Origin of the sequence: Segatella maculosa OT 289, assembly GCF_000243015.1 — a bacterium.
Lineage (GTDB): Bacteria > Bacteroidota > Bacteroidia > Bacteroidales > Bacteroidaceae > Prevotella > Prevotella maculosa.
The window spans coordinates 43,568-68,593 of sequence record NZ_JH594504.1 but is presented as its reverse complement, the minus strand read 5'-3'; the positions used below and the strand labels follow the sequence as shown (position 1 = coordinate 68,593).

26 protein-coding genes are annotated in these 25,026 nt (G+C 46.5%); 9 read left to right on the top strand and 17 right to left on the bottom strand.

Translation table 11 applies throughout. From position 1 onward, the window contains the following. Nucleotides 1-96 precede the first annotated feature (96 nt). Complete coding sequence (locus tag HMPREF9944_RS07590; RefSeq protein WP_008565546.1) at nucleotides 97-996, bottom strand: IS982 family transposase; 900 nt, start codon at nucleotides 994-996, stop codon at nucleotides 97-99. A 133-nt stretch (nucleotides 997-1,129) separates the two neighbouring features. Here HMPREF9944_RS07590 and HMPREF9944_RS12530 point away from each other — a divergent pair, with 133 nt between their 5' ends. From HMPREF9944_RS12530 to HMPREF9944_RS07575, 3 genes are all read left to right on the top strand, one after another. Continuing rightward, nucleotides 1,130-1,411, top strand: coding sequence for a hypothetical protein (locus tag HMPREF9944_RS12530; RefSeq protein WP_004363618.1), 282 nt, complete (start codon nucleotides 1,130-1,132; stop codon nucleotides 1,409-1,411). 80 nt (nucleotides 1,412-1,491) lie between these two features. Further along, a complete protein-coding gene (locus HMPREF9944_RS07580) occupies nucleotides 1,492-2,649 on the top strand; it encodes a PstS family phosphate ABC transporter substrate-binding protein (RefSeq protein ID WP_008565544.1) in 1,158 nt (385 codons plus the stop codon). Between the two features lie 5 nt (nucleotides 2,650-2,654). Continuing rightward, complete coding sequence (locus HMPREF9944_RS07575; RefSeq protein WP_004363620.1) at nucleotides 2,655-3,185, top strand: hypothetical protein; 531 nt, start codon at nucleotides 2,655-2,657, stop codon at nucleotides 3,183-3,185. Nucleotides 3,186-3,416: 231 nt separating this feature from the next. Here HMPREF9944_RS07575 and HMPREF9944_RS13430 read toward each other — a convergent pair whose 3' ends face one another. Beyond that, nucleotides 3,417-3,545 (bottom strand): hypothetical protein, encoded by a 129-nt coding sequence (locus HMPREF9944_RS13430; RefSeq protein ID WP_004363622.1) that lies wholly within the window; start codon nucleotides 3,543-3,545, stop codon nucleotides 3,417-3,419. 435 nt (nucleotides 3,546-3,980) lie between these two features. Here HMPREF9944_RS13430 and HMPREF9944_RS07570 point away from each other — a divergent pair, with 435 nt between their 5' ends. From HMPREF9944_RS07570 to dnaG, 3 genes are all read left to right on the top strand, one after another. Then, nucleotides 3,981-4,316: a hypothetical protein gene (locus HMPREF9944_RS07570; RefSeq protein ID WP_004363623.1), complete on the top strand. Its 336-nt coding sequence runs from the start codon at nucleotides 3,981-3,983 to the stop codon at nucleotides 4,314-4,316. Nucleotides 4,317-4,320: 4 nt separating this feature from the next. Further along, on the top strand, nucleotides 4,321-4,512 hold the full coding sequence (locus HMPREF9944_RS12755) for a helix-turn-helix domain-containing protein (RefSeq protein WP_004363624.1): 192 nt from the start codon (nucleotides 4,321-4,323) through the stop codon (nucleotides 4,510-4,512). 105 nt (nucleotides 4,513-4,617) lie between these two features. After that, entirely contained in the window at nucleotides 4,618-7,749 is a 3,132-nt protein-coding gene (gene dnaG / locus HMPREF9944_RS07565; RefSeq protein ID WP_008565541.1) for a DNA primase, read from the top strand. A gap of 510 nt (nucleotides 7,750-8,259) precedes the next feature. On the opposite strand, the gene HMPREF9944_RS07560 is transcribed toward dnaG, so the two are convergent. Continuing rightward, complete coding sequence (locus HMPREF9944_RS07560; RefSeq protein ID WP_004363626.1) at nucleotides 8,260-8,631, bottom strand: hypothetical protein; 372 nt, start codon at nucleotides 8,629-8,631, stop codon at nucleotides 8,260-8,262. 131 nt (nucleotides 8,632-8,762) lie between these two features. Here HMPREF9944_RS07560 and HMPREF9944_RS13320 point away from each other — a divergent pair, with 131 nt between their 5' ends. Continuing rightward, complete coding sequence (locus tag HMPREF9944_RS13320; protein WP_244861135.1) at nucleotides 8,763-9,266, top strand: hypothetical protein; 504 nt, start codon at nucleotides 8,763-8,765, stop codon at nucleotides 9,264-9,266. Between the two features lie 510 nt (nucleotides 9,267-9,776). Here HMPREF9944_RS13320 and HMPREF9944_RS07550 read toward each other — a convergent pair. From HMPREF9944_RS07550 to HMPREF9944_RS07495, 11 genes are all read right to left on the bottom strand, one after another. Further along, the gene (locus HMPREF9944_RS07550) at nucleotides 9,777-9,992 is read right to left on the bottom strand and encodes a hypothetical protein (RefSeq protein WP_004363627.1); all 216 of its coding nucleotides are present in this window, start codon (nucleotides 9,990-9,992) and stop codon (nucleotides 9,777-9,779) included. A gap of 51 nt (nucleotides 9,993-10,043) precedes the next feature. Next, nucleotides 10,044-10,265, bottom strand: coding sequence for a hypothetical protein (locus HMPREF9944_RS07545; RefSeq protein ID WP_004363628.1), 222 nt, complete (start codon nucleotides 10,263-10,265; stop codon nucleotides 10,044-10,046). A gap of 4 nt (nucleotides 10,266-10,269) precedes the next feature. After that, complete coding sequence (locus HMPREF9944_RS07540; protein ID WP_004363629.1) at nucleotides 10,270-10,749, bottom strand: hypothetical protein; 480 nt, start codon at nucleotides 10,747-10,749, stop codon at nucleotides 10,270-10,272. Between the two features lie 372 nt (nucleotides 10,750-11,121). Further along, the gene (locus HMPREF9944_RS07530; protein ID WP_004363631.1) at nucleotides 11,122-11,631 is read right to left on the bottom strand and encodes a hypothetical protein; all 510 of its coding nucleotides are present in this window, start codon (nucleotides 11,629-11,631) and stop codon (nucleotides 11,122-11,124) included. Nucleotide 11,632: 1 nt separating this feature from the next. Continuing rightward, nucleotides 11,633-12,430, bottom strand: coding sequence for a topoisomerase C-terminal repeat-containing protein (locus HMPREF9944_RS07525; RefSeq protein ID WP_004363632.1), 798 nt, complete (start codon nucleotides 12,428-12,430; stop codon nucleotides 11,633-11,635). A 123-nt stretch (nucleotides 12,431-12,553) separates the two neighbouring features. Beyond that, nucleotides 12,554-13,276: a hypothetical protein gene (locus HMPREF9944_RS07520; protein ID WP_004363633.1), complete on the bottom strand. Its 723-nt coding sequence runs from the start codon at nucleotides 13,274-13,276 to the stop codon at nucleotides 12,554-12,556. Next, nucleotides 13,273-14,472 (bottom strand): toprim domain-containing protein, encoded by a 1,200-nt coding sequence (locus tag HMPREF9944_RS07515; protein WP_004363634.1) that lies wholly within the window; start codon nucleotides 14,470-14,472, stop codon nucleotides 13,273-13,275. The genes HMPREF9944_RS07520 and HMPREF9944_RS07515 overlap by 4 nt, the downstream gene beginning before the upstream one ends. A gap of 21 nt (nucleotides 14,473-14,493) precedes the next feature. Beyond that, the gene (locus tag HMPREF9944_RS07510) at nucleotides 14,494-15,813 is read right to left on the bottom strand and encodes an ArdC family protein (RefSeq protein ID WP_004363635.1); all 1,320 of its coding nucleotides are present in this window, start codon (nucleotides 15,811-15,813) and stop codon (nucleotides 14,494-14,496) included. After that, nucleotides 15,794-16,021, bottom strand: coding sequence for a hypothetical protein (locus tag HMPREF9944_RS07505; protein WP_004363636.1), 228 nt, complete (start codon nucleotides 16,019-16,021; stop codon nucleotides 15,794-15,796). The genes HMPREF9944_RS07510 and HMPREF9944_RS07505 overlap by 20 nt, the downstream gene beginning before the upstream one ends. A gap of 51 nt (nucleotides 16,022-16,072) precedes the next feature. Continuing rightward, nucleotides 16,073-17,845, bottom strand: coding sequence for a MutS N-terminal domain-containing protein (locus HMPREF9944_RS07500; protein WP_008565540.1), 1,773 nt, complete (start codon nucleotides 17,843-17,845; stop codon nucleotides 16,073-16,075). Between the two features lie 159 nt (nucleotides 17,846-18,004). After that, complete coding sequence (locus HMPREF9944_RS07495) at nucleotides 18,005-18,772, bottom strand: DUF4099 domain-containing protein (RefSeq protein ID WP_004363638.1); 768 nt, start codon at nucleotides 18,770-18,772, stop codon at nucleotides 18,005-18,007. 89 nt (nucleotides 18,773-18,861) lie between these two features. Here HMPREF9944_RS07495 and HMPREF9944_RS07490 point away from each other — a divergent pair, with 89 nt between their 5' ends. Both HMPREF9944_RS07490 and HMPREF9944_RS07485 read left to right on the top strand, forming a co-directional pair. Further along, on the top strand, nucleotides 18,862-19,914 hold the full coding sequence (locus tag HMPREF9944_RS07490; RefSeq protein ID WP_004363641.1) for a peptidoglycan DD-metalloendopeptidase family protein: 1,053 nt from the start codon (nucleotides 18,862-18,864) through the stop codon (nucleotides 19,912-19,914). A 186-nt stretch (nucleotides 19,915-20,100) separates the two neighbouring features. Continuing rightward, nucleotides 20,101-21,033 (top strand): replicative DNA helicase, encoded by a 933-nt coding sequence (locus HMPREF9944_RS07485; RefSeq protein WP_231294748.1) that lies wholly within the window; start codon nucleotides 20,101-20,103, stop codon nucleotides 21,031-21,033. 49 nt (nucleotides 21,034-21,082) lie between these two features. On the opposite strand, the gene HMPREF9944_RS07480 is transcribed toward HMPREF9944_RS07485, so the two are convergent. The 3 genes from HMPREF9944_RS07480 to traN are packed head-to-tail and all read right to left on the bottom strand — an operon-like array spanning nucleotide 21,083 to nucleotide 25,022. Next, nucleotides 21,083-21,745 (bottom strand): TraX family protein, encoded by a 663-nt coding sequence (locus tag HMPREF9944_RS07480; protein WP_004363645.1) that lies wholly within the window; start codon nucleotides 21,743-21,745, stop codon nucleotides 21,083-21,085. Nucleotide 21,746: 1 nt separating this feature from the next. Further along, the gene (locus HMPREF9944_RS07475; protein WP_004363646.1) at nucleotides 21,747-24,080 is read right to left on the bottom strand and encodes a type IV secretory system conjugative DNA transfer family protein; all 2,334 of its coding nucleotides are present in this window, start codon (nucleotides 24,078-24,080) and stop codon (nucleotides 21,747-21,749) included. A gap of 18 nt (nucleotides 24,081-24,098) precedes the next feature. Next, a complete protein-coding gene (gene traN, locus HMPREF9944_RS07470; protein WP_004363647.1) occupies nucleotides 24,099-25,022 on the bottom strand; it encodes a conjugative transposon protein TraN in 924 nt (307 codons plus the stop codon). Between the last annotated feature and the right edge of the window lie 4 nt (nucleotides 25,023-25,026).

Sequence of the window (25,026 nt, the reverse complement as noted above, 5' to 3'; positions counted from 1 at the left end):
ATTCTTGAAGTGATTTGTGTATGTTATATGTCTGTTATCAGTCCACTGATATTTACCGTAGAAAAACTCTATTATAACGTGAGTTCGATATAAGTTCTATGCAATTATTCTGCTTTTATCAATTATTTCTATGTTCATTTCTGGCTTCTTTGGCAACAGATTGTATGCAATGAGTCCTGCTATCAGATTTGTTGCAAAGTTATCAAAAGAGCGATGTCTGGTGTGTTCTATCTGACATACATTTTTCAGTTCATCGTTCACCGTCTCAATGACAGAACGCTTTCTGAGCAACAACTTATCATACAGGCTCATCAGGGAGTTCTTCATGTTCTTCTTTATCTTGGTCACCAAATGTATATTGTCCACAAAGAGCATCTCAAAGAGGTTCTGACTGATATACCCCCTGTCTGCGAAGAGTTTTCCAAACAACCTCTCGGTGAAGCGTTTATCCTTCAATGGCTCCCTGTCATCTACATTGCCTGGCGTGAGCTTCCACTGGATAATCTCTCCCCTGTCATTGATGACAAGATGGAGCTTGAAGCCATAGAACCAACCCATCGTGCACTTTCCCTTTGCCGCCCAGCCTCTTATGGTTCTGTGCTGCCTCTCACGCTTGATGTGACAGGAAGCCAGTGGTGTGGAATCAATGATGGATATGCCCGAACGCTTGCCCAGTGCACATGTCTGGAGAAACAGCAACAGGTGTAGTGCGACCTGTGCCTGTCGCTCGACAAAGCGGTTGTAAGAAATCCGATGTGGGAAGTCACCACGCATATGCTGGCAGATATAGCCCAGATAGAAGGACTTGAGGTCTCGGAAGCGGTGAGTGTGAAACAGGACCAGAATGGTCATGATTTCACTGTCCGACATACGGGAAGCACGGTTACGGTGCCGCTTGCCGGGTACTTGAAGCGTATGTTTTTTCAACTTTGGAGTAAAATACTTGCAAAAATCGTCGAATATACAGAATATTTCTATTAAATTTGTATCAGTCATAGGAGTGGGTATTTATTTGTAACTCTTTGGTTTACAAGTATAAAGGTACAAAAAATATTCCACTCCTACAACTTTTAAAACAACTTTCTTATATCGAACTCACGTTAATAAGGGTGTTTATGAATTGGATAGGATGGAACAACTGGATTTTACTCCAAAAAATGGAGCTTTATTGGGACTACCTTTAGAGAAAGTGGTGCATAGGAACATTATAAATCTCAGACTCTATGGAAGAAACGGATTTGTTCCCACCATTGTAAACAATCAAATATATTCTCAGGGCTTCTTTTCCGAGATAGAAACTTTTGTAAATATTGTGGAAGAACGGCAGGAGAATATGGGAGAATTCGGGCTTGAAAGCGTACGCAGCACATACGAACTGATAAAAGGAATTGAAGATATGATAGTGATTTAAGCTGATAACTTGCAAAAACATAAGAAATTGACTATATTTGGCAAAGTTACAGACCAAAATTACAACTTAAATTTATAGTTATGGGTAAGATGATTACATTTGAAAGTGTTCTGAAACAAATAAAAGTTTTGTTTCTGTTGGTATTGACTTCGCTCGTACCAGTAGCATGTAATGGCCATGAAGAGCCAGATATATGTGATGATTTGAAGATGTCTTTTCGAGATTTTCCTTCGATAGATTGTTCCACCTCGACACAGCCGCTCAGCGTTATTCTTGCATCTAAGGTTTTGGGATTGCCATACAAATGGTATAAGAATGAGGCCGTTACTCAGGTGTGGTATGTTTCTATTGATTGGGATAAGGCTTCCCTTACCCAATCGCAGCGTGAGGAACTGGAAAGCAAACTCAACTGCAGCACGACGCATGGTTCTTATACAAATTTAATTGATGGCAAGGTGGAACTTATCATTGCTTCTCGGGACATCTCAAGAACGGAACAGGAATATGCAGATGATAAGGGGGTGAATCTGATAACTCGTCCAATAGGTAAAGATGGTTTTGTGTTTATCGTTAACAAGTCTAATCCTGTCAATTCATTAACTATCCAGAATATTCAGGATATATATACGGGGACTAAACGGAACTGGACAGAGGTTGGGGGCAATGAAGGTACCATCAATCCATACATTCGAAATGCCAATTCTGGAAGTCAGGAAAAGATGGAAACTATGGTGATGAAGGGCCTAAAGATGATTGCTTGGCCTGAAATGATCACAGAAACTATGGCAGGACCTTTTCATGAAGTGCGATACGATGTTAATGGCATCGCTTACACTCCATTCTATTATTATAATATTATGACCCGTGACCAGGATTATGCGAAAGTTATTGCAGTAGAAGGGATTGCACCAAGCAAGGTAACGATCAATGATGGAAGCTATCCGTATGTATCAGAGATTTGTGCATCCGTAAGAGCGGACATAGACAAGGATTCAAAGGCTTATAAGTTATTTGAATATTTGACGAGCTCTTACGAACAAAACGTTGTGGAGGAAAGTGGTTATGTGCCCCTGCTTTCCTCAACGGGCATAAAACAGAAAGTCTCCAAATCTACCTCAGAACTGATAGGGCGTTATGCCTTGGACGGAACAAAATACTCTACAAATAGAAAAGGCATCATCATCGAAAAATGGTATGAAAATAGAATGATATATGGTGTAAAACGATTAAACCGATAAAAACGATGAAAAAGCATTTGTTTTTCAGTCTGGTATGTCTTTTAGGACTATCAGCATGTTCGTCGGAGCATATAGCCCTTGACGCAATGAAAGTTTATGATGTGGTAAATAGTGCCTGTAAATTGAATCTTTCAGAAACGGACACTCAGCCGGATATTTATGAGACAAACATCGTTAAACCAGCCTCTCTGTCATTACAGTTAGAGGGAGACGGCATCGTTAAGGGTGTCTTGGAAGATGTCAAGGGAAATTGCGCCGTGCGTAAGATCCACGTCCAGATTGCCAATGACGACAACAAGATTGTGCTTGTAGTATATCATGACAAGCTGGAAGCCCTTGCCGACTGCATCTGCAACTATGACGTGAGCTTCAAGATGAGCCGCCTATCTGCTGGCGACTATGACCTAAAAATCTACTTTGCCAGTCCCGATATGAAATATACCGAAGAAGATCTGATGTATAACGGACGGTGCAAACTTGAAAAAGGACATACCACGAAAATAACTTTGAAGCAGGGCGCATTGCCTGAAGTATAGGGAATGTTGGAACAACATAGCTCTCGTTTTTTTGTGGTGTATAATCTACAATAAATTAGAATGGGGATTTCTCTGCTGGGTAGCAAAGGGATCCCCATTGATGGAGAAATATAATGATCTATAATCCTTAAATACCATATCTGTCATATTCTTAATGACCTCTTCCGTGATACGGCCACTCCCTATCTTGCTAATCATCTGCCCGTTTTCGGTGCCTTTTCTGATGACAAATCAGCGACGATGCCCATTGATGATTGCCACCAAGTGATAATTATCTTTATATACCTTATCTAATACGTTTGGCATGTCAATCTCTCCATAGTCACTCACAGGTGTGGGACACTCATATAGGTTGGACATAATTCTTTGTTTGTATATTATCTATTAAGCCTGGGAAAAGCTTTCTAAATAGAAGAATTATAACTCAAATACAATATATTCCACATACCAAACATATAAACAGTACTGATATGTTCCTATAGCAAGTAGGTGTATGCACTATTTACTATATTATATCCCTCAAATACCCATTTTATCCTGTAGAATCCCATTCTCAAACGTTAAATAGTTGGTTGGTTGGCAGAGTTTGCGGAATTCATGCTCTTATATCATCTTTTTTGTCTATATTTTTGTAGCAATAAATCGTGAAACCACTTTAAGTGATTGATCAAATAGTATTAGACGATGGAGAATAACGATTTCTTGCAGAACAAAACGATGTCTTTGAGGAACCTCAAGCTTTTTACTTTAAGAAGCCAGTGCACGGTGTACTGGTCTTAATCAATATTCAATAATATGGTTAAAATTAAAGTAGAAAGGCTCATTCATCCTACAGAGTGGGTGCAGAAGTCCAAGATTGGTGACATAAAGGTCGCCAATGTGTCATTTGAGGACGAGCACAGTGTGAGAAACGTTATTAGTAAGTATAATCGTTTTCAAGGTCGTAGAACAGGAAAGTTTATCCATGTAACTTATAATGTGGAGGCTGAAAGAATCGGAATCTATGTGGTTTCAAGAGAGGAACGTGTGAAAGAACTAAATGGAGATAGAAATGCAAAAAAATGGAAGAACAAATTCCCAAAGAGTTTCTTTGGAAGAGACAGATGGGAAAACGGCTCAGAGCACGATTAAGGCAATGCTCACAGCCAATGGGATTGTTGATGCTACGGATACAGTTTATACAGTGCCCGACATTGCAAAAATGCTGCAGCGTAAGGAGTGTACTATTCGTCGCCGAATAGAGAAAGGACTTATCCCAGCCCACAAGATGGGACGCTGCTGGTATATTCTGAAATCAGAACTGGTGGCAGGACTACGTGAAACTTAGCAATCCTCTAAATAACAAGTGACTAAGTAGAAGCCCTTGACCGACCAGCTGCGAAGCCAGTCGGTCAAGGCATTTTTGTGTTACCAAACTTTATTAGAGGATGAAATGATACCCAAGACTATTATAGAAAAAATACTTGATACAGTGCATATAGAAGATGTTGTGGCTGAGTTCCTGCCGCTTCAGAAGCGTGGCACTATCTATCGTGCGCTGTGCCCTTTCCATCAAGAGAAGACAGCGTCCTTCACGGTTACGCCCAATCGGAATATGTTCTACTGTTTCGGCTGTCATAAGGGAGGCAATGCGATTACCTTCCTGATGGAGCATGAGAACATGGCCTACCCGGAGGCTGTGAAGTGGCTGGGAAGGAAGTACGGCATTGAGGTGGAGGAACGCGAGGAAACCATCGACGAGAAGCAGAACCGGCTGAAACGCGAGTCGCTGCTGATTGTCAATACTGCCGTGCATAAGTGTTACCGTGAGGTGTTCCTGCGCTACAAGCCAGCCCAGGACTATGCCTACCACCGCTGGGGAAGGAAATACTGCGACGAGATAGAGATGGGATTTGCGCCCATCGACGGCAAAGCCCTCGCTCACCTGCCCCTGCAAAAGGAGTTTCTTCAGGAGTTGGGACTTACCAACCCACAGGGCTACGATTTCTTCCAGAACCGTATCGTCGTCCCCATCAAGGACCGCTACCAGCACATCATCGGCTTTACGGCAAGAGTGATGGATGACAGTCAGCCTAAATACCTCAACAGCAAGGAATCCCTCATCTACAGTAAGCGCAACACGGTCTTTGGTTTAGATGTGGCGTGGCGAGCTGCAGGAAAGACCGGACAGATGTACCTTGTGGAGGGTGCGCCCGACTGTATGCGTCTGCACTCCATTGGTGTGCAGAATGCCGTGGCCGACCTTGGTTCGGCATGGACCGCGGAGCAGTTCCAACTCATCAAGAGGGCAGCCTGCAAGGTATGCTTCATTCCCGACAACGACCCACCCAAAGACGGTGCCGCTTTCGGAACGGGCGTTGAAGCCGTGATGAAAGCAGGTAAGCTCGCCACCGAGCAACACCTTACGGTGTCGGTCAAGGAGATACCCACCACCGAGGAGGGCAAGAAAGAAGATCCTGACACTTATTTCACCCATATCAGCATCTTCAGGGACGTACTGGAAGTAGATTTCGTATTGTGGCTGGCTGCCAAGCTGTTTGAAACTTGTGGCAACACTGAAGAGAAGAGCGATGCCGTGAAGCAGGTAGCCTATCTGCTGTCATTTATCGACGACGACACCAAACTCACGATGTACATTGATGCCCTCACCAAGTACCATCGGGGCAAGCTCTTCTGGCAGAAGGCAATCGAGAACGAAAAGATAAGGCGCGACAGCCCGAAGGAGGAAGAGGTTGACCTGAACCGCCGTTATGGTTTCTGGATAGACCACGGCAAATACTTTTCCACCACCGAGAAGGGCGGCGTGCTGGAATGGAGCAATTTTACGCTGACACCCCTCTTCCACATCAAGGACCCACTCATGGCCAAGCGACTCTACCTGCTTACTAACGAGTTGGGCACGAAGGAGATTGTGGAGATGGAGCAGGAAGACCTTATCTCACTCCAGAAGTTCCGTCAGAAGCTTGAATCGCTCGGCAACTTCATCTGGAAGGCCGGTGAGAAGGAACTCATCAAACTGAAGAGTTTCCTCTATGAAAAGACCGAGACGGCAGCCCAGATCAAGCAGCTTGGCTGGAACAAGAAAGGCTTTTATACCTTTGGCAACGGCATCTATTATGGAGGGAAGTTCAGCGAAGTTAATGAATACGGCATCGTACATCTGGGCGAAAAGGGCAACTACTACCTGCCAGCTTTCTCCCAGATTTATAAGGAGAACACCGACTATTTCCGCTTCGAGCGTCAGTTTGTGCATTTCAATTTCTCCATGATCAGTCTCCAGGACTTCACCCGTCAGCTCTTTCTCGTCTTTGGCGACAATGGCAAGATAGGCTTTTGCTTCTATCTCGCCACACTCTTCCGTGACATCATCACTCTCACAACCCGCTCTTTCCCCATCCTCGACCTGTTCGGTCCGAAAGGTTCTGGTAAGAGTGAACTGGGCCACACGTTGATGTCATTCTTCGTGATCGACAACATACCGCCCAACATCCAGAACTCCACCATTCCGGCCCTCAACGACACCGTGGCTGCCGCCGCCAATGCCCTGGTACACATCGACGAATACAAGAACGGTATCGACACTGCCAAGATTGAGTTTATCAAAGGCCTTTGGGACGGCACGGGGCGCACCCGAATGAACATGGGCACCGACAAGAAGAAGGAGACCACCGCCGTAGATGCAGGCGTGATTATCTCCGGACAGGAGATGCCCACGGCCGACATCGCCCTCTTCAGCCGACTCATCTTCCTCTCGTTTCCCAAGTCAGAGTTTACGGATGACGAAAAGAAAAATTACCAAAGGTTACTCATGATGCGTTCCAAAGGATTGACGCATCTTACCTTGCAACTGTTAGCCCATCGGGATCAGTTTGGTAAAGTTTTTTATGACCAGTATCATTTGATATTGAATGATGTAAACAAACGATTGGGCAGCAGGAATGTCATTGACCGAATTGTGCAAAACTGGGTGATTCCACTTACAGCCTTCCGATGTTTGGAAGGCAAGTTGGATCTCCCCCTTTCATATTCAGAGATACTGAATATCACGGTAGATGGCATCATCCACCAGAATATGGAGTGCAAGACTAATGACGAGTTAGGCAGTTTCTGGCGTATGGTGCAGTTCCTCAATAGCGAGGGCGAAATTTACGAAGATGCTGATTTCAGGATTAGAGCCGTCAGCCGGTTCCACTCCAGCACCATTAGTGAAACGGAATGGGCCGAGCCTCGCAAGATACTCTATCTTCAGAAGACTCGTATCTTCATGCTCTACAAACTCAATGCCCACCGCAACGGTGAGACCTCCCTGCCCGAAGAGTCGCTTCGCTACTATTTGGAGAACAGCAAGGAGTACCTGGGCGAGCAGCGCATGACCTACCACGTCGTCAAGAAGGGCAATCAGGTACTCGATTTCGAGCATAAAGACGCAAAAGGGATGCCCACCAAGATGTCTGTCCAGCAACGTTCTTATTGCTTCGATTATGACAAGCTGGTTCAATCATTCGATATAAATTTAGAGATGCAATCCGGACAGATGAAAGAGGAAAAGGAAGATTCATTTTAGATGGAGATTTCAAGTGCTTTGGCTTCGTATAACGAAAAGTCTTTATATATCTCATGTCAATTAGTTCGATGCAGAGTTCTTCCGCATCTTGATACCATGTGGTAACCATATAGTACCCACATGGTATTTTTTTGCTTTGTATTTTGCATAAAGGAATACCCCGTGTTCCTTGTCTTAATTGTCTTATATGTCTTGTTGTTGAGTATCAGAGAGTTATATATTACCAGCGTTGTCTTGGCTTGTCATAGCTTGTCTTAGAAAAGGAACGAAGTGGAGATTTTTTCTGTTTTAGTCATATAATATAAGTTTTGTCTAACAATAAAGAATACTATATTTCTGATTATCAATGAATTATATCAAATAGACAAATAAGACAGAAAAGACAACAGAAATATATGTGCCCTACAAAAAAATAAAAAAAGGCGGAAGCTCCGCCTTTTCATAATGTTTAGCTGCAGTCGGCAAAGTTGGAGCGAGCTTCTTTTTACTCTCGCTTGCAAAGTCTTTTCATTACTGTTCGTCGTAAAGCCTTGACAGGAAGTCCTGTAGCCGCTTGTCCTGTATCTTGGCAAGTGGGCAGGGCTTGAAGTCTGGTACTTGTTTTATATTCAACATGCCCAATCCATACTGGGAGCCATCTACAGTGATACCTTCCATCTCCTTAACAGAGGCGTAACCATACTCCGTTTCTGCCATTCCTACGGCGATACTGAACAAGGTAAAGTCGTCGCCTTCTGGCTGCCCCTCCAGTACATACCAACGGATGAGTCCAATCTCGAAAACACAGACGCAAGTGGCGTCCTTTTGCTTCCCGTCCTGAGAATAAAGGGGGAAGTCCTTCAGCTGTTCGGCGAGTTCTGCCGTCATCAGTCGATTAGTCATATAAAATGCTTTTTGTGGAGCAGTGGTGAGCTACCCCGTTACCTTTTGTATAATACTTAGCTGCACTCGGCAATTAAAAAGTGAACTTTTATTGCGCTCGTTTGCAAAGCATTTCGATTCATTTCCCTCTTGTGAAGTCTAATGACTTCTTCGGGGAAAACTATTTTCGAGCAAATCAGTTGCTATTGGGCAACACATTCAAGGGCAAGGAATTTTTCAAGTTTTTATTAGCATACCATGATCAGATTAAAGAAGCCAATAAAAACCTGAAAAATAAGGCACTGGTACTTGACCGGAATGTGCCAATAGCGAACTTCGCGAAGAAAATGGATGATCACCGAAGAAGGTTTGTTTCTCAAAATATAAAGTGCGCTAAGGCAGGTGAAGAGTTGAAGAGGGCCGAAAATGGAATGGAAGAACTGCATGCAATGATGCTTGGGCTTCTTGCTGCAAGTCTGAAATGCAATGTGGCTTCTTCAGCTCATTACTGGCCTTGCTGCGCACGGAATAACCTAACCTCTCTCCCTTGTCATTCTTTGTCCCTAAAGAATGATGAAAGCGGTATCGTAATGATTGCTGCTCTATGCGCAATGAATGGAGATACGGCTTTCAGGGAAAAGCCTTCTGCAATATAGGTAAAACCTGCAAAGATAGTCGGTGTAACCCCAGTGCAACGCAAGAATTGGATTACACTGGAGAAACACTGACGTTACACTGAAAAAAATGTGCGATATGGTGTGTATAGGCACGGAGCAGAAAGTAAGATAGGTGGAGTAGTGAAGTGGTTATGGGCAAAAGTTCATCACCTGCGTAACAGCGGTAGCCTATCCTTTCTGTATCATGCCAATACACTCCATTCAGCACAAAACGTCCCAACCTCTCTCCCTTGTCGCTCCGTGTCCCGATGGGGCGATGAAAGCGGTGTGGAGCCATCACACTCATTTATGACGTGATAGCGAAACACGGCTTTCAGGGAAAATAAAGCTGTTTAATACATTTGTCTTGTTTTTGACGTAAAAACAAGACTTTCACTTCAACAAAGCATTATTCAGCTGGACATCTTTCTCCCAAACAGGCAGCGGACTGTGACCGCTGCCCGATTTTCAAGCTGGGCATACCTTGTCAGATATGCCCAACCTTGTGCATTATTTCTCCCTGCTTATTCTGCCCACTTGCTTACAAGGGTGGTTGCAGAATACCCAATCAATCTCATGGTCTGGCAAAGTAGTTTGTATGCCACTGCCCATGACCATTCCACAGTGTTTCAAAATTTTTTCTTTAGCTTCCTCGCTGTTTTCAGCTTCCACCTTGAAAGTACCCTCGAAGATGTATCGAACCGGTACACTATAAATCTTCTTCATCGCATTTTCTTTTGTGGAGTATGCCGAAACTCGGCATACTCCTGGTTCTACTTAATCAAACATTGCATTGACGTGGGTCTCAAACTCGTCATCCGAATAGTTGTAGAAGATGTCATCTTCCACATATCCGTAAAACAGATTGTCCACTGATGGGAAGTTGCCTTTCCACTTGTCGCACACACTACAGGGTGCAAACAGGGCATCGCCCAACTGCGCATTGCAAATCTCCCTTGCATCAACGCCCTCTATCGAAAAAATACTGATATTATCCATACCTTTAGAAAGGAAAATCAATGATACCACCAATGTAAAGTTCGTCGCCCTCCGTCAGATGCTCCACCATTCGCATCAACTCCACCGACTTCTCCGCAAAGGTCTGATAGTCGTCGTTGCAAAGGTAGAAGTGGGCATCGGTGCCAAGCGGATTTTGTAGCTCGGTTTCCAACTGGTACACTTCACCACAAAAGTTCATCACGTTTTCCGTGTTTACCTTTGCTGCTTTCGCTTGAATACGCTCCACCCACTCACGTTTCCACTGCTCAAAACCGCCTTGATACACCAAAGTCGTTTCATCTTTGAGACGAAACATGCCCAATGGCAGAATATGAGCCATGAGCGAGTAAACGGCTCTCTTCCGTTCTTCTTCTGATATGGCGGCACAATAGTCGTAGTCGCTGCCATCACCCTGCAACAAGGTATCTTCACAGAGATAGTCCTCGATGCGTTCTTCCGATAATTGAAAAATCCATGCGTGCATAACTTATCATTTTAAGAGGTTATAAATCTTAATCTTTTCCCTTTTGTGAAGTCTTTAGACTTCTTGCAGATACTTAATTTTCGAGCAATACAGGACGGCATAAGCGGGAAAGATAAGGCAAGCAATGCACGGAAAAATCGACGGAATACCCAAATCTTGATTTGAGGAAGGCTGCCGTCTATTTTTCTGCGCATAGCCGCAGCGGTACTTGCCGTTCTTTCCTATGCCGTAACTTTGCAAAGAAAATGAGTACTTGCAGCAAGGAGGCAACTGCAAGCATGGAAATGATAGACAAAAAATGGAGACTATCTCACGACAACCTCCACCTAAACAAAAGAGTGTTAATCCAATTCAACCAAACATACAATATCATTATGGCAGCGGTAGCTCAAATGTCCTCACCACCGCCTTACCGTCCCTACTGATGAAGAACCACCGTTCAGCATTGTATTTCATGCCATGATGTGTTACCGCCCGATAGTCGATTTTCACTTTCCAGCCTGTCCATTCTTGCTTGTCGGTAGCCAGACTCAGCATCTGCCGAATGTCCGAGTTGGCACGCATCTGCCTTTCAGCGAGATCCATCACATAGAAATCGTTGATGTCCAGCGACTCCATATTATCAGTACGCTTCATAATACTGTCCGTAACCGACTTCATGATACGGACGATGCCCGCCTTCTCTTTTTGAGAGAAGTAGCTGAAGCCAAATGCCGAATCCGGTTCGGAAATTGCCACAATGTCCAGTTGCTTGGGGTATTCTACCGACAGACGAAGGTTCTCCTCCGCCAGTTGTTGCAGTTCTTTCTTCTTGTCCGAACACGATGCCATGAGCACAGCAATGCCGAGTAGCAGACAGAATTGTCTTGTGATGTGCTTCATCTTAAATCATGATAATCCTGTCCTTTTCAGGAGTTAGTTGCAGACGCTTGTAGTACACCGTACCGTCCTCCTTGTAAAACTCTATACTGTCCTTGGTCACGCCCTGCTCACAAATCTGCTTTACCTCCTCCACCGACACGGCATGACCGCTGATGTTACGCCAAATGGAGAACTTGCAGGGATGCTCGGTATTGCGATAGTTGGCACAGTTGTACGCCTTCAGCCCCACATGTAGGTCGCCCCCACAATGCGGACACTTCGCAATGCGCGATTCCAGCTTCACCTTGCCCTCGGCTATCGACAGCGACGAGGCAAACATCTTCCACTCATTCGAGGCAAAGCCCTCCAAGGCGATATGTCTGCCATTCAGGAACGCCACGGCATCCTGCTCCGTAATCCTACGGTTGCAGATGATACCCGGAATCATAAAGTCACACGACGGATGCTCGCCGATGGAGTTCTCACACCGGTAGCCCTTCGAGGTCTTACGCATTTTTCCACCACATATAGGACATGCTCCGTCGATGTAATGCACACTCGACGAAGCATCAACCTTTCCGTTACGGATGACAAGAGCTGCCTTGAAATGCTGGCCGTCCCTGTTCTGCAGTGACAGCACCCCTGTATGGCCATGCTTGACAAGCTGCACCACCAGTTCCTCCGTCATCTCCAGATTAAACACACGATTAGGGATAACGAATCCACAGGACTGCTCACTGCAAGTCCATCCATGTTCATTATGCTCCACCTTTCCCCTGCCACAGACCGGGCAGGTCAGTAAATTGTCAGTATCACTCATTTTGTTATTTCTTTACGTTATATTTACACTATCTTTTGCAATCCGCCGTTTGCACCGCTCCTCCTCGAAATAACAAAGTGTAGCAAGTGCAAAAGTACAGAAAATTGCCCATATTTAGGCCTGTCAGATGTATTTCCACTCATAGACCAGTCCATCCACAATCGCCTTCCCCGACATCACCGTAGCCCAGCCTTCAGGATCAAGCCCGAACCACAGGTCATTCCACGAGTACGTTCTTACCTGCCATGCCAGCAGCCACAGGTCGGTGTTGATGGTCTCCAGTTTCGTCACCACCTCATTGGCAATGTAATACCGCTCCGCCGATGACAGCAGGTTCACCTTGTGCTTCTTATTGATGGGCTTGCCGGTGGCATCATAGCCACTCACGTTGTATGTGCCACTCGTCACCAGCTGTTTCATGAACGGATAGAGCGAAGCTATCTGCGTGGCAGCATCCGTCAATTCGTCAGACACTAGCAGTGCAATGGCCGTTCCTTTCAGATGACCAGGTAGCGACTGGCGCAATAGGCTCATGTTTCGAGGAATCTCCACCGTCGTCAGCTCTGCCGCCCGCTTGATCTGATAGAGGTTCTGCATCGCACCCTGCGCATTGGAAAGATACTCCAGCATCTTGTCCTCCACCTTGTGCATCCTGTCCATGGCCACCGTGACCGCCATTTCCGCTGCAATGATTTTCTTCTGCGTCTTCTCGCGGTCCTTGAAAATCTTTTTCAGCATCTCGCTCTGCGCTACCACGGCACCTGTCAGTGTCGGATCCGTCTGCTGCGCCATCAGAGGGCAGAAAGCCATACTTCCAACCACCATTGTCATAAGAAACCGTTTCATAAGCCCACTCCTTTCTCTCGACGGTCAGCCAGATTCCGGTCCCTTGTAAACTTGTTCTCTACCGCCACAACTTCCATCTGCTTGCCCATCAACTGGTCATTCCAATCCTTGTAGTTCTCGGCAGCCTTCCATTCCCCCACGTTATAGCGGATATGGATGTGCTTGCGAAGCTCACGGATTGACAACTGGTCGTTAGGAATGGCAAAGTTCTTATCACCAACGGTAATCATTACCTCACTATCCTCCTTATGCACATTCATGCGGATGCCCTCCAATAGGGCAGCCATACGGATGCCATAGATGCGTCCTGCAAGATCGTTATCGAAACAGTCCATCGCTCTGGCTTCCGGGTAATGAGCCATGATACCCTTGACCTGACCGTCGGAGAAAGTACCACCCAGCGATACGAACACCGAATGAGCGGCATCCAAGCGAAGGTGATTCAGCTGATAGAACGCCATGATGTCGTACGCACTCTCTGCGAAATAAACATTCCGAATATCCGCTGGATTACCACCTCTTGACAGGTCGGCTATCCATGCGCCCGTTGTCGAGTTAGTACCGGCAGCCTTACTCTTGAATGAACCAAAGCCACGAATTTCATAGCCCACCACCTTGTCCTTACCAGCCTCCGTGTAAGGGAAACCAATATTGAACTGCTTATAGGTGGTATGGTTGCTGTCTCTTACTTGCTTGATAAAAGGTGCAAAGACACTCGCCGTTTCCTCATTGATGCCACGCTGGGCAAAGAACGCCATCACCTCCGATAATTCGCCGTCTATTGTCTTTGTCTCATATCGCTTCGGATCGAATACACGACTATCGCTATATCCGGCTTTCGCAAGATACTGGCTATCCCCATAATCAGGAATCGGCTCATTGGCGAAGCGGGCCATCACCTTGCCGATGATTTCCCACTCGTTCCTGCCAGACTCGTGAAAGCTGTTAAGGTTCTCACGTATCAACGACACTACATCGCCGCCTTTCGCCCCGTTACGACGGAAATAGGTCTGCGCCGCCTTTTCCTTCGGGTTCTTGATGATGAGCTTATCCTTATGACCGGTGGTGTCAGCCAAGACCATTTCGATGTATCTGCCCACGCCAGCCGAGCGGTCGAGGCGATAGCCCAGATAATAGGCAATGTCATCAACACCAACCTTCGTTTTCAGGTCTTTGAAATTTACGGTCTGTTCCATACTACCTGTAAGTATTTATAGTTAGACTTTCATCTGATGCGAACGCTTTCGGGACTGCGACAGCACCACATCGCCATAGCTTTTTTCCAAAGTCTGGAAGAGCAGTCGATTCTTTTCAGTCCCTTCCGACAGTGAGAAATAAAGCATGCCGAGACTCTTGTCAATCGGCTTGACCCCCAGTTCCCTGCCTTGGAAGGAGGCGCGCACCGCATAGTCTCTGCTATTCTGCTTGATGATGGAAGCGTTCTCGAAAACTATCTTATCCTTTGTAGCATCGGCGGATAGATTTCTGTTCTTATCGAGCAAAGGCTCTTCGCCCAATGCCATCTTCTGCTTGTCCACCTCTTCCAGCACCATGTTGGCAGCCTTGTTCACGTCGGCTATCACCGATACGATGAACTTTGGATTCTCTTTTAGCGTGGAGATCCAACCGTCGAGGTAGGCAGCGTTGTTATTCAGGATACGCTTGTCAAAGCCCATCGAGTTGCCCACCATCGCCGCCGTCAGCTCAGCCACCAGTTCCTCCTTGGCGTATTTTGCGTCGCCGAACTTCTCATGGCTACCCCTGTTCAGTCGGGATTCAGTCCCCGTGGAGTGAGCCATCTCGTGCAAGGCAGTGGAGTAATACTCCATACCGTCCTTATATATTTCCTCTGATGTCTTGCCAATATTGAACTGCTCCTTCCTTGGAATGACGATGATGTCCTTGGAGGGTGAGAAGTAGGCACCCGGCACTTGCTTGTCGTATTGGATAGGGCATATCCACTCCTGCTTCTCGAACATACGGTCGAGCGCTTTGCTGGTAAACATCCCCTCGGCATCACGCAGCTCCGGCGGGGCAAACAGCTTTTTGAGGGCTTCCACCTTATCAGGCTTCACCTCAGCCAGATTGGTCTGATCAACATTGAACACATTGTAGGCCTTTAGGAATGGAATGGTCTGCACCTGCATCCGCTCCGCAAGGCTCATCTTGCGGTAGGTGTCTTTGGTGATTTTGCGTCCGTCCTTGTCCCTTGCCATGATGTCCCAATAGAGCACCGGCATGGCCGACTCGCCCTTCTTGACATGCGCTCCCAAGTCATTGGCTTGCTTGAAGGTGAGATACACGGGCATGGAGTAGCCACGGAGAGCCGTGTCCAGTTGAAGGAAGAAAGAGTTACTTCCCGAATATCCACGCCCGGACACATTCTGCGGCATGGCACCGGGAGCGGTGGCACCGCCAATCCACCCCTTGTGCCAACCAACGGACTTCATCTGTTCCATGCGCTCAATCATCATCTCCGTGAACCTGTCCACGGCTTTCTGACCGAGCGTCTTTGTTTCAGTTCCAGCTGTAGTCATAGTCGTCCTCTACCAAGATTTGCTTGTCCTGCATACTCAGTTCCACTGACTCCATGTAGAACTCAGCAGTATCTTCACTCGGATGGGTGTTGTGTTCCTTGCACCACTGCATGAAGTCATCCGCATGCTCGCCTTCGAGCGTGAACTGTAGCCATCCGATCCGTCTGTCCTGTTTGAGCTGGACCAGCTCTTCAAAACTATATGCCATTTTCTTTGAATTTATGTTATCTGTGTCATTCTAAAAATACACCGCCTTGGGCTACATCTTCAGGCCATTGTTGATAGCCTGTTTCTGTCCCGACAGCACCTTGATGTCGTCCGAGAGATACTTGGCTGCCAGTTGCTCACGAGTGACGGTCTTGGCTTGGAAGAGAGAGAAGCCGTCGTCAAAGGAAATTGCTTTCTTGTCCGTGCGACCATTCTCACCCACGGCAGCCGAAATCTTCCACTTGCCGTCCATGTTGTCCTTCGCCACCCGGATGTCCTCCACCTTGATGTTGGCTGGGAGCTGATAGATGGCGTAGGCGGATGCCAGGTGCAGCCGTTCACCAAAGTTCTTTTCTACCAATGCCGCCGGTGTCGTCACGCGGTCGAAGAAAGCACTCTGGTCCGCTTTGGTCATTGGTACGGACATACGCTGGTCGCCCACCTGTGCGTAGAGCTTGTACTTGCCATAGTCGGCACGCTGCTCATCTTTCTCCTTATACACCGTCATCTTGTCGATTACCCTGCCGTCGGATAGAATGTTGGCAGCCTTGTATTCCTCGGCTGATACCTTGGGGGCCAGCTTGGTCGGATAATACTTCTGCATCATGTCCTCCACCTTCGCCTCCCGTTTCTGATAGGCTGCGATGTCGGCAGCATCCATCTTCATGGGGTTGAGCTGCTTGCCGTTGAACTGAGCCACATAGAACCAGTCGGCGGGATTCACCTTGGACTGGAAGGCATGGGCATGGGAAACTTTGTCGCCATTGACCGTTACCATCTGCGGCTCACGCGGCTGATGCTCCTGTTTGGCGGAAGCCGATTTCTCCACGGTCTCTCCTTCCTCTTTCTTTTCCTGTGCTTTCGTTTCCGCTTTCTCCGATACGGATTTCTCCACACTCTGCTTCTTCTCCAGACTATCCACGATGGCCACACGAAGACCAGCCCTGATGAGTTTGGGTAGATTCGTGTCCAGTGCATGATGGGGAAATGTAACTTGCAGTGAGCCGTCTCCAGCCTTGGCTGGCTTGGTAGCCTTGACACCCAATGTGTCAGCCACCTTGGAGGCATCAGTGTTCAAGGCCGTGTAGAAATCTCCCGTCCTGAAGAGCAGGACGGCATCAGGATGCTTCTCCTTCATGTTCTCGTACAGCTCTGCCAGCGTCTTCGACTTCGGGAGCTTCGCGGTTTTCTTTGCAGCTTTTTTCTCAGTCTGAGCCTTCGGCTCTTCCTTCGGGGTAGCTTGCTGCTGCACCTCTTCTTTTTTCTTGCTTGCCATATTGTTGTCAATTAAAGGGTAAATATCCGGTTTCCATTTGTTGGGCGTGAACTTATGCGTATCACCGAGCACCGCCATTAGCGTATCCTGCCTGCCCAGCGCTTCGTAGGCCGCCATTGCCGTGTGCCCGGTGTCGAGTACATTATCAATGAGAATGGGTATCTTGTCTCTGGGCACCCTTCGGATGCGATAGAAGTAGAGCGGCACTTCATCGATCGAGCCATTGGCTTTCTTCACCAGATAAAGCGGCTCGTGGGTATTGCTTGCTAATGCGTCGATGACAGGTAGATGCAGTGCCTCGCTGATTTTCTCGGCAAGCGTTTTGGTGTAACCCGCCCTGCCCGTGCGGTTGGGAATGGGTACCAGTACCACCTGCTTGTCCTTAGGCATGACATTCCTGACGGCAGCCGTCATCATCGCTGCTGCCTTGGCAATGGCCATATCGTCCCCAGCCTTTACCTTTCGGGCAATAGGAGCAACCTTGGCATAGCCAGCCACGGAGCTGACGATGTAGTCGTAATCAAGATTTTTGTATTTCTTTCTACCCACCTTGCTTGTCGTGATATGCTTTAACGCTACGGTTCTACAACAGAAGAACTCGCCAACAAAGAAGAATGTTAAAGCACTCGCTGGCTCTTATGAAAGTGACAAGCCGGGAGCAGAATATTAAAGAATCCCTTGTTTGGGGAGGATGGTTTTTAGTTTTTGCTATCGAATCAAGCCGGTACGCTGCTTCTTTTCGATAGACTCCGAGGGGTTGTTGGTCATGGCCTGGCGTTCCACCACTTTCTGGTATTCCCAGCGGTTTTCGTCGGTCATCACATAACCCATAAAATCCTCGTGGGCATCATCGTAGCGCATCTGCTGGAGCCGTTCCCACTCTTTCATGTCGCCATCGACAACCTTAAAGCCCTGTGGCTCTCGCAAGTCAACGCCCACCGTTACCTTGGTGTCGCCAATGGAAAGCTCTATGGGCTTCCCTTCCTGAAGCGCCTCCTTCTGGTTGGCTCCCAAGTCAATGTCTTTCACCTTATCCCGTGTTTGTAGCTCCGCTTCGATAGGCACGCTTGCCACGTCACGGTGCATGAGCGAGTTGGTTTCCTTATCCAACTGGATAAATCTTACTTTCCTTTCTCCCTCCACGTCCACCTCCTTACGGATCACTTTACCTGACTGCACACGCAGAAGTTCATTCTGGCTGAGGTTCAGTTCGTTGGCAATTTTCTTGCGGAGCGGATAGGTCATCAGCATCACTTGGTTGTTTTCATCCAGCACGAGTTGGGCTTTGAGCGGTAACTGTATCACCTTGCCATTTGATGTTTCCATGTTGGCCACGAAAACAGGCGTTATCTCTCCACGAAGCAGTGAAACTTTCAGACCATCAGGCATCAACTCCAGTTTTTCCCTGTCGATACCCAACTGCATCAGTTTCTCTAAGACAGCTCCCTGAGCTTGAAAAGTCATCACATCTTCCATACGTTGAATGTTTATCGGTAAATTTGTCGTGAGAAGTCTTGCACATTCACTTCTCACCGAACAAAATTATCAAAAAGCAAGATGATAAGATGAGACGATACAGATTATTTCTATTGGTTTTTGCCACCATGATTATCAGCATGAAGATGGCAGCGCAGTTTTATACTCTCCGTCCGGAGGTAGTTCGCAAACAGGTAAAGGTTGGAATACAAGTAGTTACAAAGCAAAAGAAGGACAGCGTAGGCGCAAAACAACCTGATGTGACCTTTCAAACAGGTCGTGGCTTGGAAATCACCATTGAGAAGGATGTACCACTGTTTGTCAATGTGAAGGACTCCTTGCTTTTCAATCTGATCAGCCAGCGCATGAATGTCTGCCTTCCGCTCGACTTCCTGAAGCTCAACTCAGCTTTCGGCTATCGCAAAGACCCTGTAAGTAGATGTGCGGCTTTCCATGACGGCATAGACCTGCAATGCAACCATGCACGAGTCTATGCGATGCTGCCCGGTATCATCAAGGAGGTACATTTCGGGAATAGAGGCTATGGCAACTATGTCGTTTTGGAACATGGCATCTTTGAATGTCTTTATGGCCATCTTGACCAGATAACCGTAAGAACTGGCGATGCCGTTTCGGCAGGAACCATCGTGGGAATATCAGGAAACACAGGCAAAAGCACCGGCCCGCATCTCCATATCAGAATCAGGAAAGGTGGAAAGAGCGTCGATCCTAATGTTTTCGTGGATTATCTTAACGGTTACATCACGCAGCTACAGGATAAGATGGCATACGTCAGATTCGGGACAAAGCCCAACAAGGAGTTGAACATCGAGAACCTGATGGCCGTTATCCGACAGTATGATGTGAAATTCCCACATATAGTAGCCGCGCAAGCTCTACTTGAAACAGGGTATTTCACTTCCAGAGTGTGCTTAGAGAATAATAACCTCTTCGGACTACGCCGCCCCAGCAACGGCAGCTACTACACCTTCAACTCATGGGAAGAAAGCGTGAAGGCATACAAGGACTATGTGCAGTACAAGTACAGAGAGGGTAGCTATTACGATTTCCTAAATAAGATTGGGTATGCTGAGGATCAAGCATATCTTATTAAAGTGAAGAGAATTGTCGAGAGCTTATGACTTTTGCATAAAGAGTGGCGGAAATGTTTGGAAACTGGAAAATAATATACTATCTTTGTTTGGTGTTTAGATAATGAACATAATACCGAGATAAGCATAATCTCGTATTTCCAATGGGCTGTAGTGAGTTTGACTATAGTTATAAATGCGTTAAGAAAACAGAATTACTTCACAAATAGGATAGAGATGAAAAATGCGAATAATAAAATGTACAGCGCGGAGCCTGTATCAATGGATAAGGTCATAAATATAGCAATAGAAAAACTTGCTAAGATTTCTAATGATCCATCTGGATTAAGTGGAATTCCAAGTGGATTTCACGAATTAGACCAGTTAACCTCTGGTTGGCAAGATGGTAACGTCATTGTTGTGGCAGGTCGGCCTTCGATGGGTAAAACCTCATTTGCCACAAGTATGCTAAAGTATATTGCAGTAGGAAAATCAACTCCATGTGTATACTTCTGTTTGGAAACAAAAGCACGCGAAGTTGCTAATCGGCTCATTGCAAATTATTCCGATATTCCAATCTCTGGATTGATGTCAGGAAGATTATCCCCAGGGGATTGGGAGAAATTTGATAAATTTACTCAAGAAATCTCAACAGCTCCAATTTATTTAGACGATCAAACTTTTGATATTGACCAAATTTGCGATGGTATCAGAAATATGGTTGAACACAATAATGCAAGGATAGCTATTATAGATTATATTCAGTTGATACAAACACCATTCAAAATATCAGCAAATTTTACACGAAATGATGAACTTGCATATATTATGCATTCATTCAAGGCTCTTGCGAAGGAACTTAATATTCCTATAATAGTATTGTCTCAAATGAATCGCTATTTTGAAAACCGCGATCAATCATTTTATAACTTACCTCAATTAACGGATTTAAGAGAATCGGGAACAATCGAAGATGATGCCGATATCGTAATCTTTATACATCGTCCTGAATATTATCATTTTTACTCTGATGAAAAGGGCAATGATATGCGTGGTATAGCACAGATTATTATTGCAAAGCATCGCATGGGTTATACTGGTCAGTTATCCTTGAAGTTTGAAGCAAAATTTGCAAGATTCTCAGATATACCCAAAGGTGATTTTTTCTAAAGTTTTTGGAGCATTATATTCCAATGATTTCTGGCCTACCAATATGTAGCTATCGTGAAAAATTTGCGTATAATAAAAGAGCAATATAGTGTAAAGGATAGTATGCGTAGCACAAATACTTCGCATACTGCCCTTTTATAAATCCCCTCTGCCCATTATAGCAAAGTATAACAGCCAAGCCCAACCACAAACCGATTACACCGTACTGGTACATGAACAGGGTGGCTAAAAGGCATTTCATCACCTTGTCTGGCTGAAAGATATGGAACGCACATATCAGCAGGATGCCGGAATACTCATAATCGACGTGTAGAAATGTAGCTATGGCGCAAATGGTAATCATCAAAACACACCATAACAAAGGTTTATTGTCAATCTTACTCATACCTTCTATTGCAATCAATCCCAACAAAAGCGTGAAGAATACGTTGTGGGTATTATCGTGATTGAGCAGCCACCATGGTATTTCAGATATAAGTGCAAAAGCCAAGAGGCTTAGCGCATACTTCCTTGTGGAACGAGTATGGCCATACCCCTCTACCAGTAGAAAGGCGAAGATGGGGAACGCCATTCTTCCCACCGTCCGCATCATGTCATACGTCCAAGTACCATGTTCCATCAGGTAATAAGCGATATGGTCTACAGTCATGGACACCAACGCTATTGCTTTCAGGGCACTGCCCGACAAACCTTTCCACTGCTCAAGTACCATACTACTGTTTATTTTCCTGTTTCTTTTTTCTGTCTTTACCCAAAAGTTCAGCTATCATCGCATCCACCTCGTCATTGACCCGCTTGAAGTTACGCCCTAGCATGATTTCCTTCTCACGGTCGGAGGCAAACTGATAGATTTTCGGCAAGTCGGCATATAGACTTTCCTCCTGCTTGATTTGCTCCATATCGAAGTGCGTCTTACAAAAATACTTCGAGGTTTTGAACTCCTCCGACTTCTCGATGTCAAAGCCCTGCATCATACTGCCGTCTGTCGGTGTGAAGTCGCGGGCCGACTGACCTGCGAGCCAGCCCGTCGCCATGTCCGCTATCTTGGCGGCTGGCACCAGATAATCCAACCGTTCCGAGATAGACGTGGAAACCTTCTGGTCATTGATGGTGATGGACTTTGACGTCTGCTTCGCCTTTCCGAACACATCGTTCTGCGCCCATTCCAATGTCTCCTTGTTCCGGGCAGCACCCATGAAGATGTTACCGCAAGTGGTGATTATCTTCTGCATACCGTTCTTGCCATAATCCGCCTCCAGCTGTGGCAACTCTTGAAAACCAAGCGTAACAGCTACCTTGTTGCTTCGCGCCGTACCGATCAGTCGGTCAATCTTATGAAAGTACAAGGTTGGCAACTCATCCACGATGATGGAAACAGGGATATTCCCTCTGCTGTTCACACGGGTAACTAGACGATTGAGCACCAGCGCATTCAGCGCACCCACTATCTGCTCTTTCTCTGGGTCGTTGGCAATCACAAGATACGAGGGGCTGGCAGGGTCTGAAATCTTCAGGTCGAAGTCATCCCCCGTGAATATCCAGTAGGCTTCGGGCGACACCAACCGAGCCGCATTGACACGGAGCGTACCCACCATACCTTCGAGCTGGTCCATCGCCTTGTTGGTATAAGCCGACTGGAACGGAGCCATGAGCGAGAGAATCTTCTGGTCCTGCATCAGGATGTCGAATACGTCACTGTACTGCTTGCTTAAGAAGGACAACACATGCGGCATGTCCGAGTATTCACCCGTAATGGTGTCCGGCTCCACCACCTGCCCCTGCTCATCCTCGTACCATGACGAAGTGATATGCACCCGCTGTCCGTTACGGCTCGTATAAGTGAAGTCATTCAGATCCACGAACATGCCATCTTCATCCACCGACACATCGTGGCTCAGCTCATCCACAAAGTCGAGAATCATGTTACCGTCCTTATCGACAGCCCGGTAGTCATGCCAGTTCTTTGTCATCAGCCTTAGTTTCTTGCCCCTGTATTTGACATACCTCGTGAGCTTCTTGCCGTCCTTGAATCCCGTCGGGTGAAAGTTTACGAAGAAATAGATGATGGCAGAGAGGAAGTTAATGGCTGAGTTCTGAAAAAACGCCTCCGAGCCACCCTTCTTGTCGCCCCCTTTATTGAGCGATTCAAGCAAGGTCGCTGCCGTCTCTGCTGCCGCCGCCAAATCAGGGATATACTTTCGCTGAATAGGATTAATGCGGTTGGAATATTCCACATCGGTAAAGTTTACGATATGGAAACCACAGTTCTCTGGTAACCTACCGAGTTTCTTGTTCTTGCAGTACTGATAGAACAGCGTCTTTCCCAATGTCGGAAACTTATAGTCGTACACCATCATGGCAAACCCCTTGGCCGCATGCTGACGGATAAACGGGTCGATGATGCCGAAGGACTTACCAGAGCCGGGTGTACCCAGTACGATGGTTCCACGGAAGGGATTGATAATGTTAATCCAGCCCTTGTGCATCCGTCTCTTGAAATAGTAAATCATCGGGATATTGACCGAATACGGATTCTCATTCAGTTCCTCCGACTGCTGGAACGATTCATTCTCGAAGTTGAAGCGGTCCTCTCCTAACTTATAGTTGTAGAAGCGCGAGATACCGTCCAGCCCCTGATGCAGGAGCATTGTACCGATGATGGAAGTCATGGCATAAAGGATGCGGTTGGTCGGAAAACCAAAAGAGACTCCTCCCCAGATGCCCTTATGAAACATCATGCAGAGTGCGATGAATGTGATGCCGATGCCGATAGGATAAAGCACCATCGTTTTGACATTGAACTTCAGTGCCTTCTGCGGACGTGTGCCGATACATGTCACACCGATGCAGATCAGTTCGACGAGCTTACACGATGCCACATTGTTGAACACTTTGAAGCGTGCGATGAGTTCCAAAATAAATCCTGTGACACGGTTGTCCGCCGTGATGGGCAGATTCATGATCAGTTCCACTATCAGGAAAAGATAGATGCAGCTCCTGAAGATGTTGTACATCTGCTGCTGTTCTCTTGTCTCTTCTACAGCCATGACTTTACAATTTGATGGTTAAAACACTGGCAGATACGATACCATCTGCTCACTGACCCCGTCAGCGTGCAGCATATCCTTGTAGTTGATATCGAGCGTGATGATACGCCCCGAAATCTGCTCCTCCGAAATTTCCAGCTTCAGCACCTTCTCTTCAGGGAAGGTGAGTTTATCGAGCACCAGCACGTTACGGTATGCCTTCTTGAAACTCTTGGCACTGCTCAGACTATATACCGGTGTCAGCTCAATCGTCTGTGAGTTGGTGGCCTTCAGTTCCTTCTTGTCCGTGAGTTTGATACGTACCTCGCTGATGTCATACTTGATTTTGGTAGCATTGTAGAGCGAGTAGTCGATGAAGAAATAGTCACCGATACTGTAGATGTTGTTCACCCTCGCCTTGATTCCGTTCTCATTAGAATGGATGTTCTTGCGTGGTTTGCTGGTAAAGATGGCCCAGGCGTAGGCCGCCATTTCCTTGCGCGGCATCGTTACGTCGGGATTTTCATACCTGCCCATGTCCCCGGCTTTGATGCGGTAGATAGAGTTGGCTTTGGCAGGTCCGGCAGTATAAACCACGTTGAGCTGTACGATATGCCGTTCACCAATCACGGTAATCGTGCCCACCAGCTCGTTGTCGTACATTCTCCCGGAGGGTTTGATACGCACGATATTGTCCGTACACTGATTCCCTACTATCTTGTTCGTAGAAATGTCCACGAGCTTGATATTCTCAGGCATCAGCAGGTGTGTCGTCACCTCTTCGTTGACAAAGATCACGTCCTTGCGCCTGTTTTCGTCGAAGATGTAGCTGTCCGTAGGCTTGGCGTTGCGGATATACCTCACCGAAGCCGAGTCTGCCTCGATGTTCTTATACTTCTTCTGTGCCTGAAGGCTGCCACACAATCCCATGAGGGCAACCATGAGAACTAAAATCTTTTTCATATTT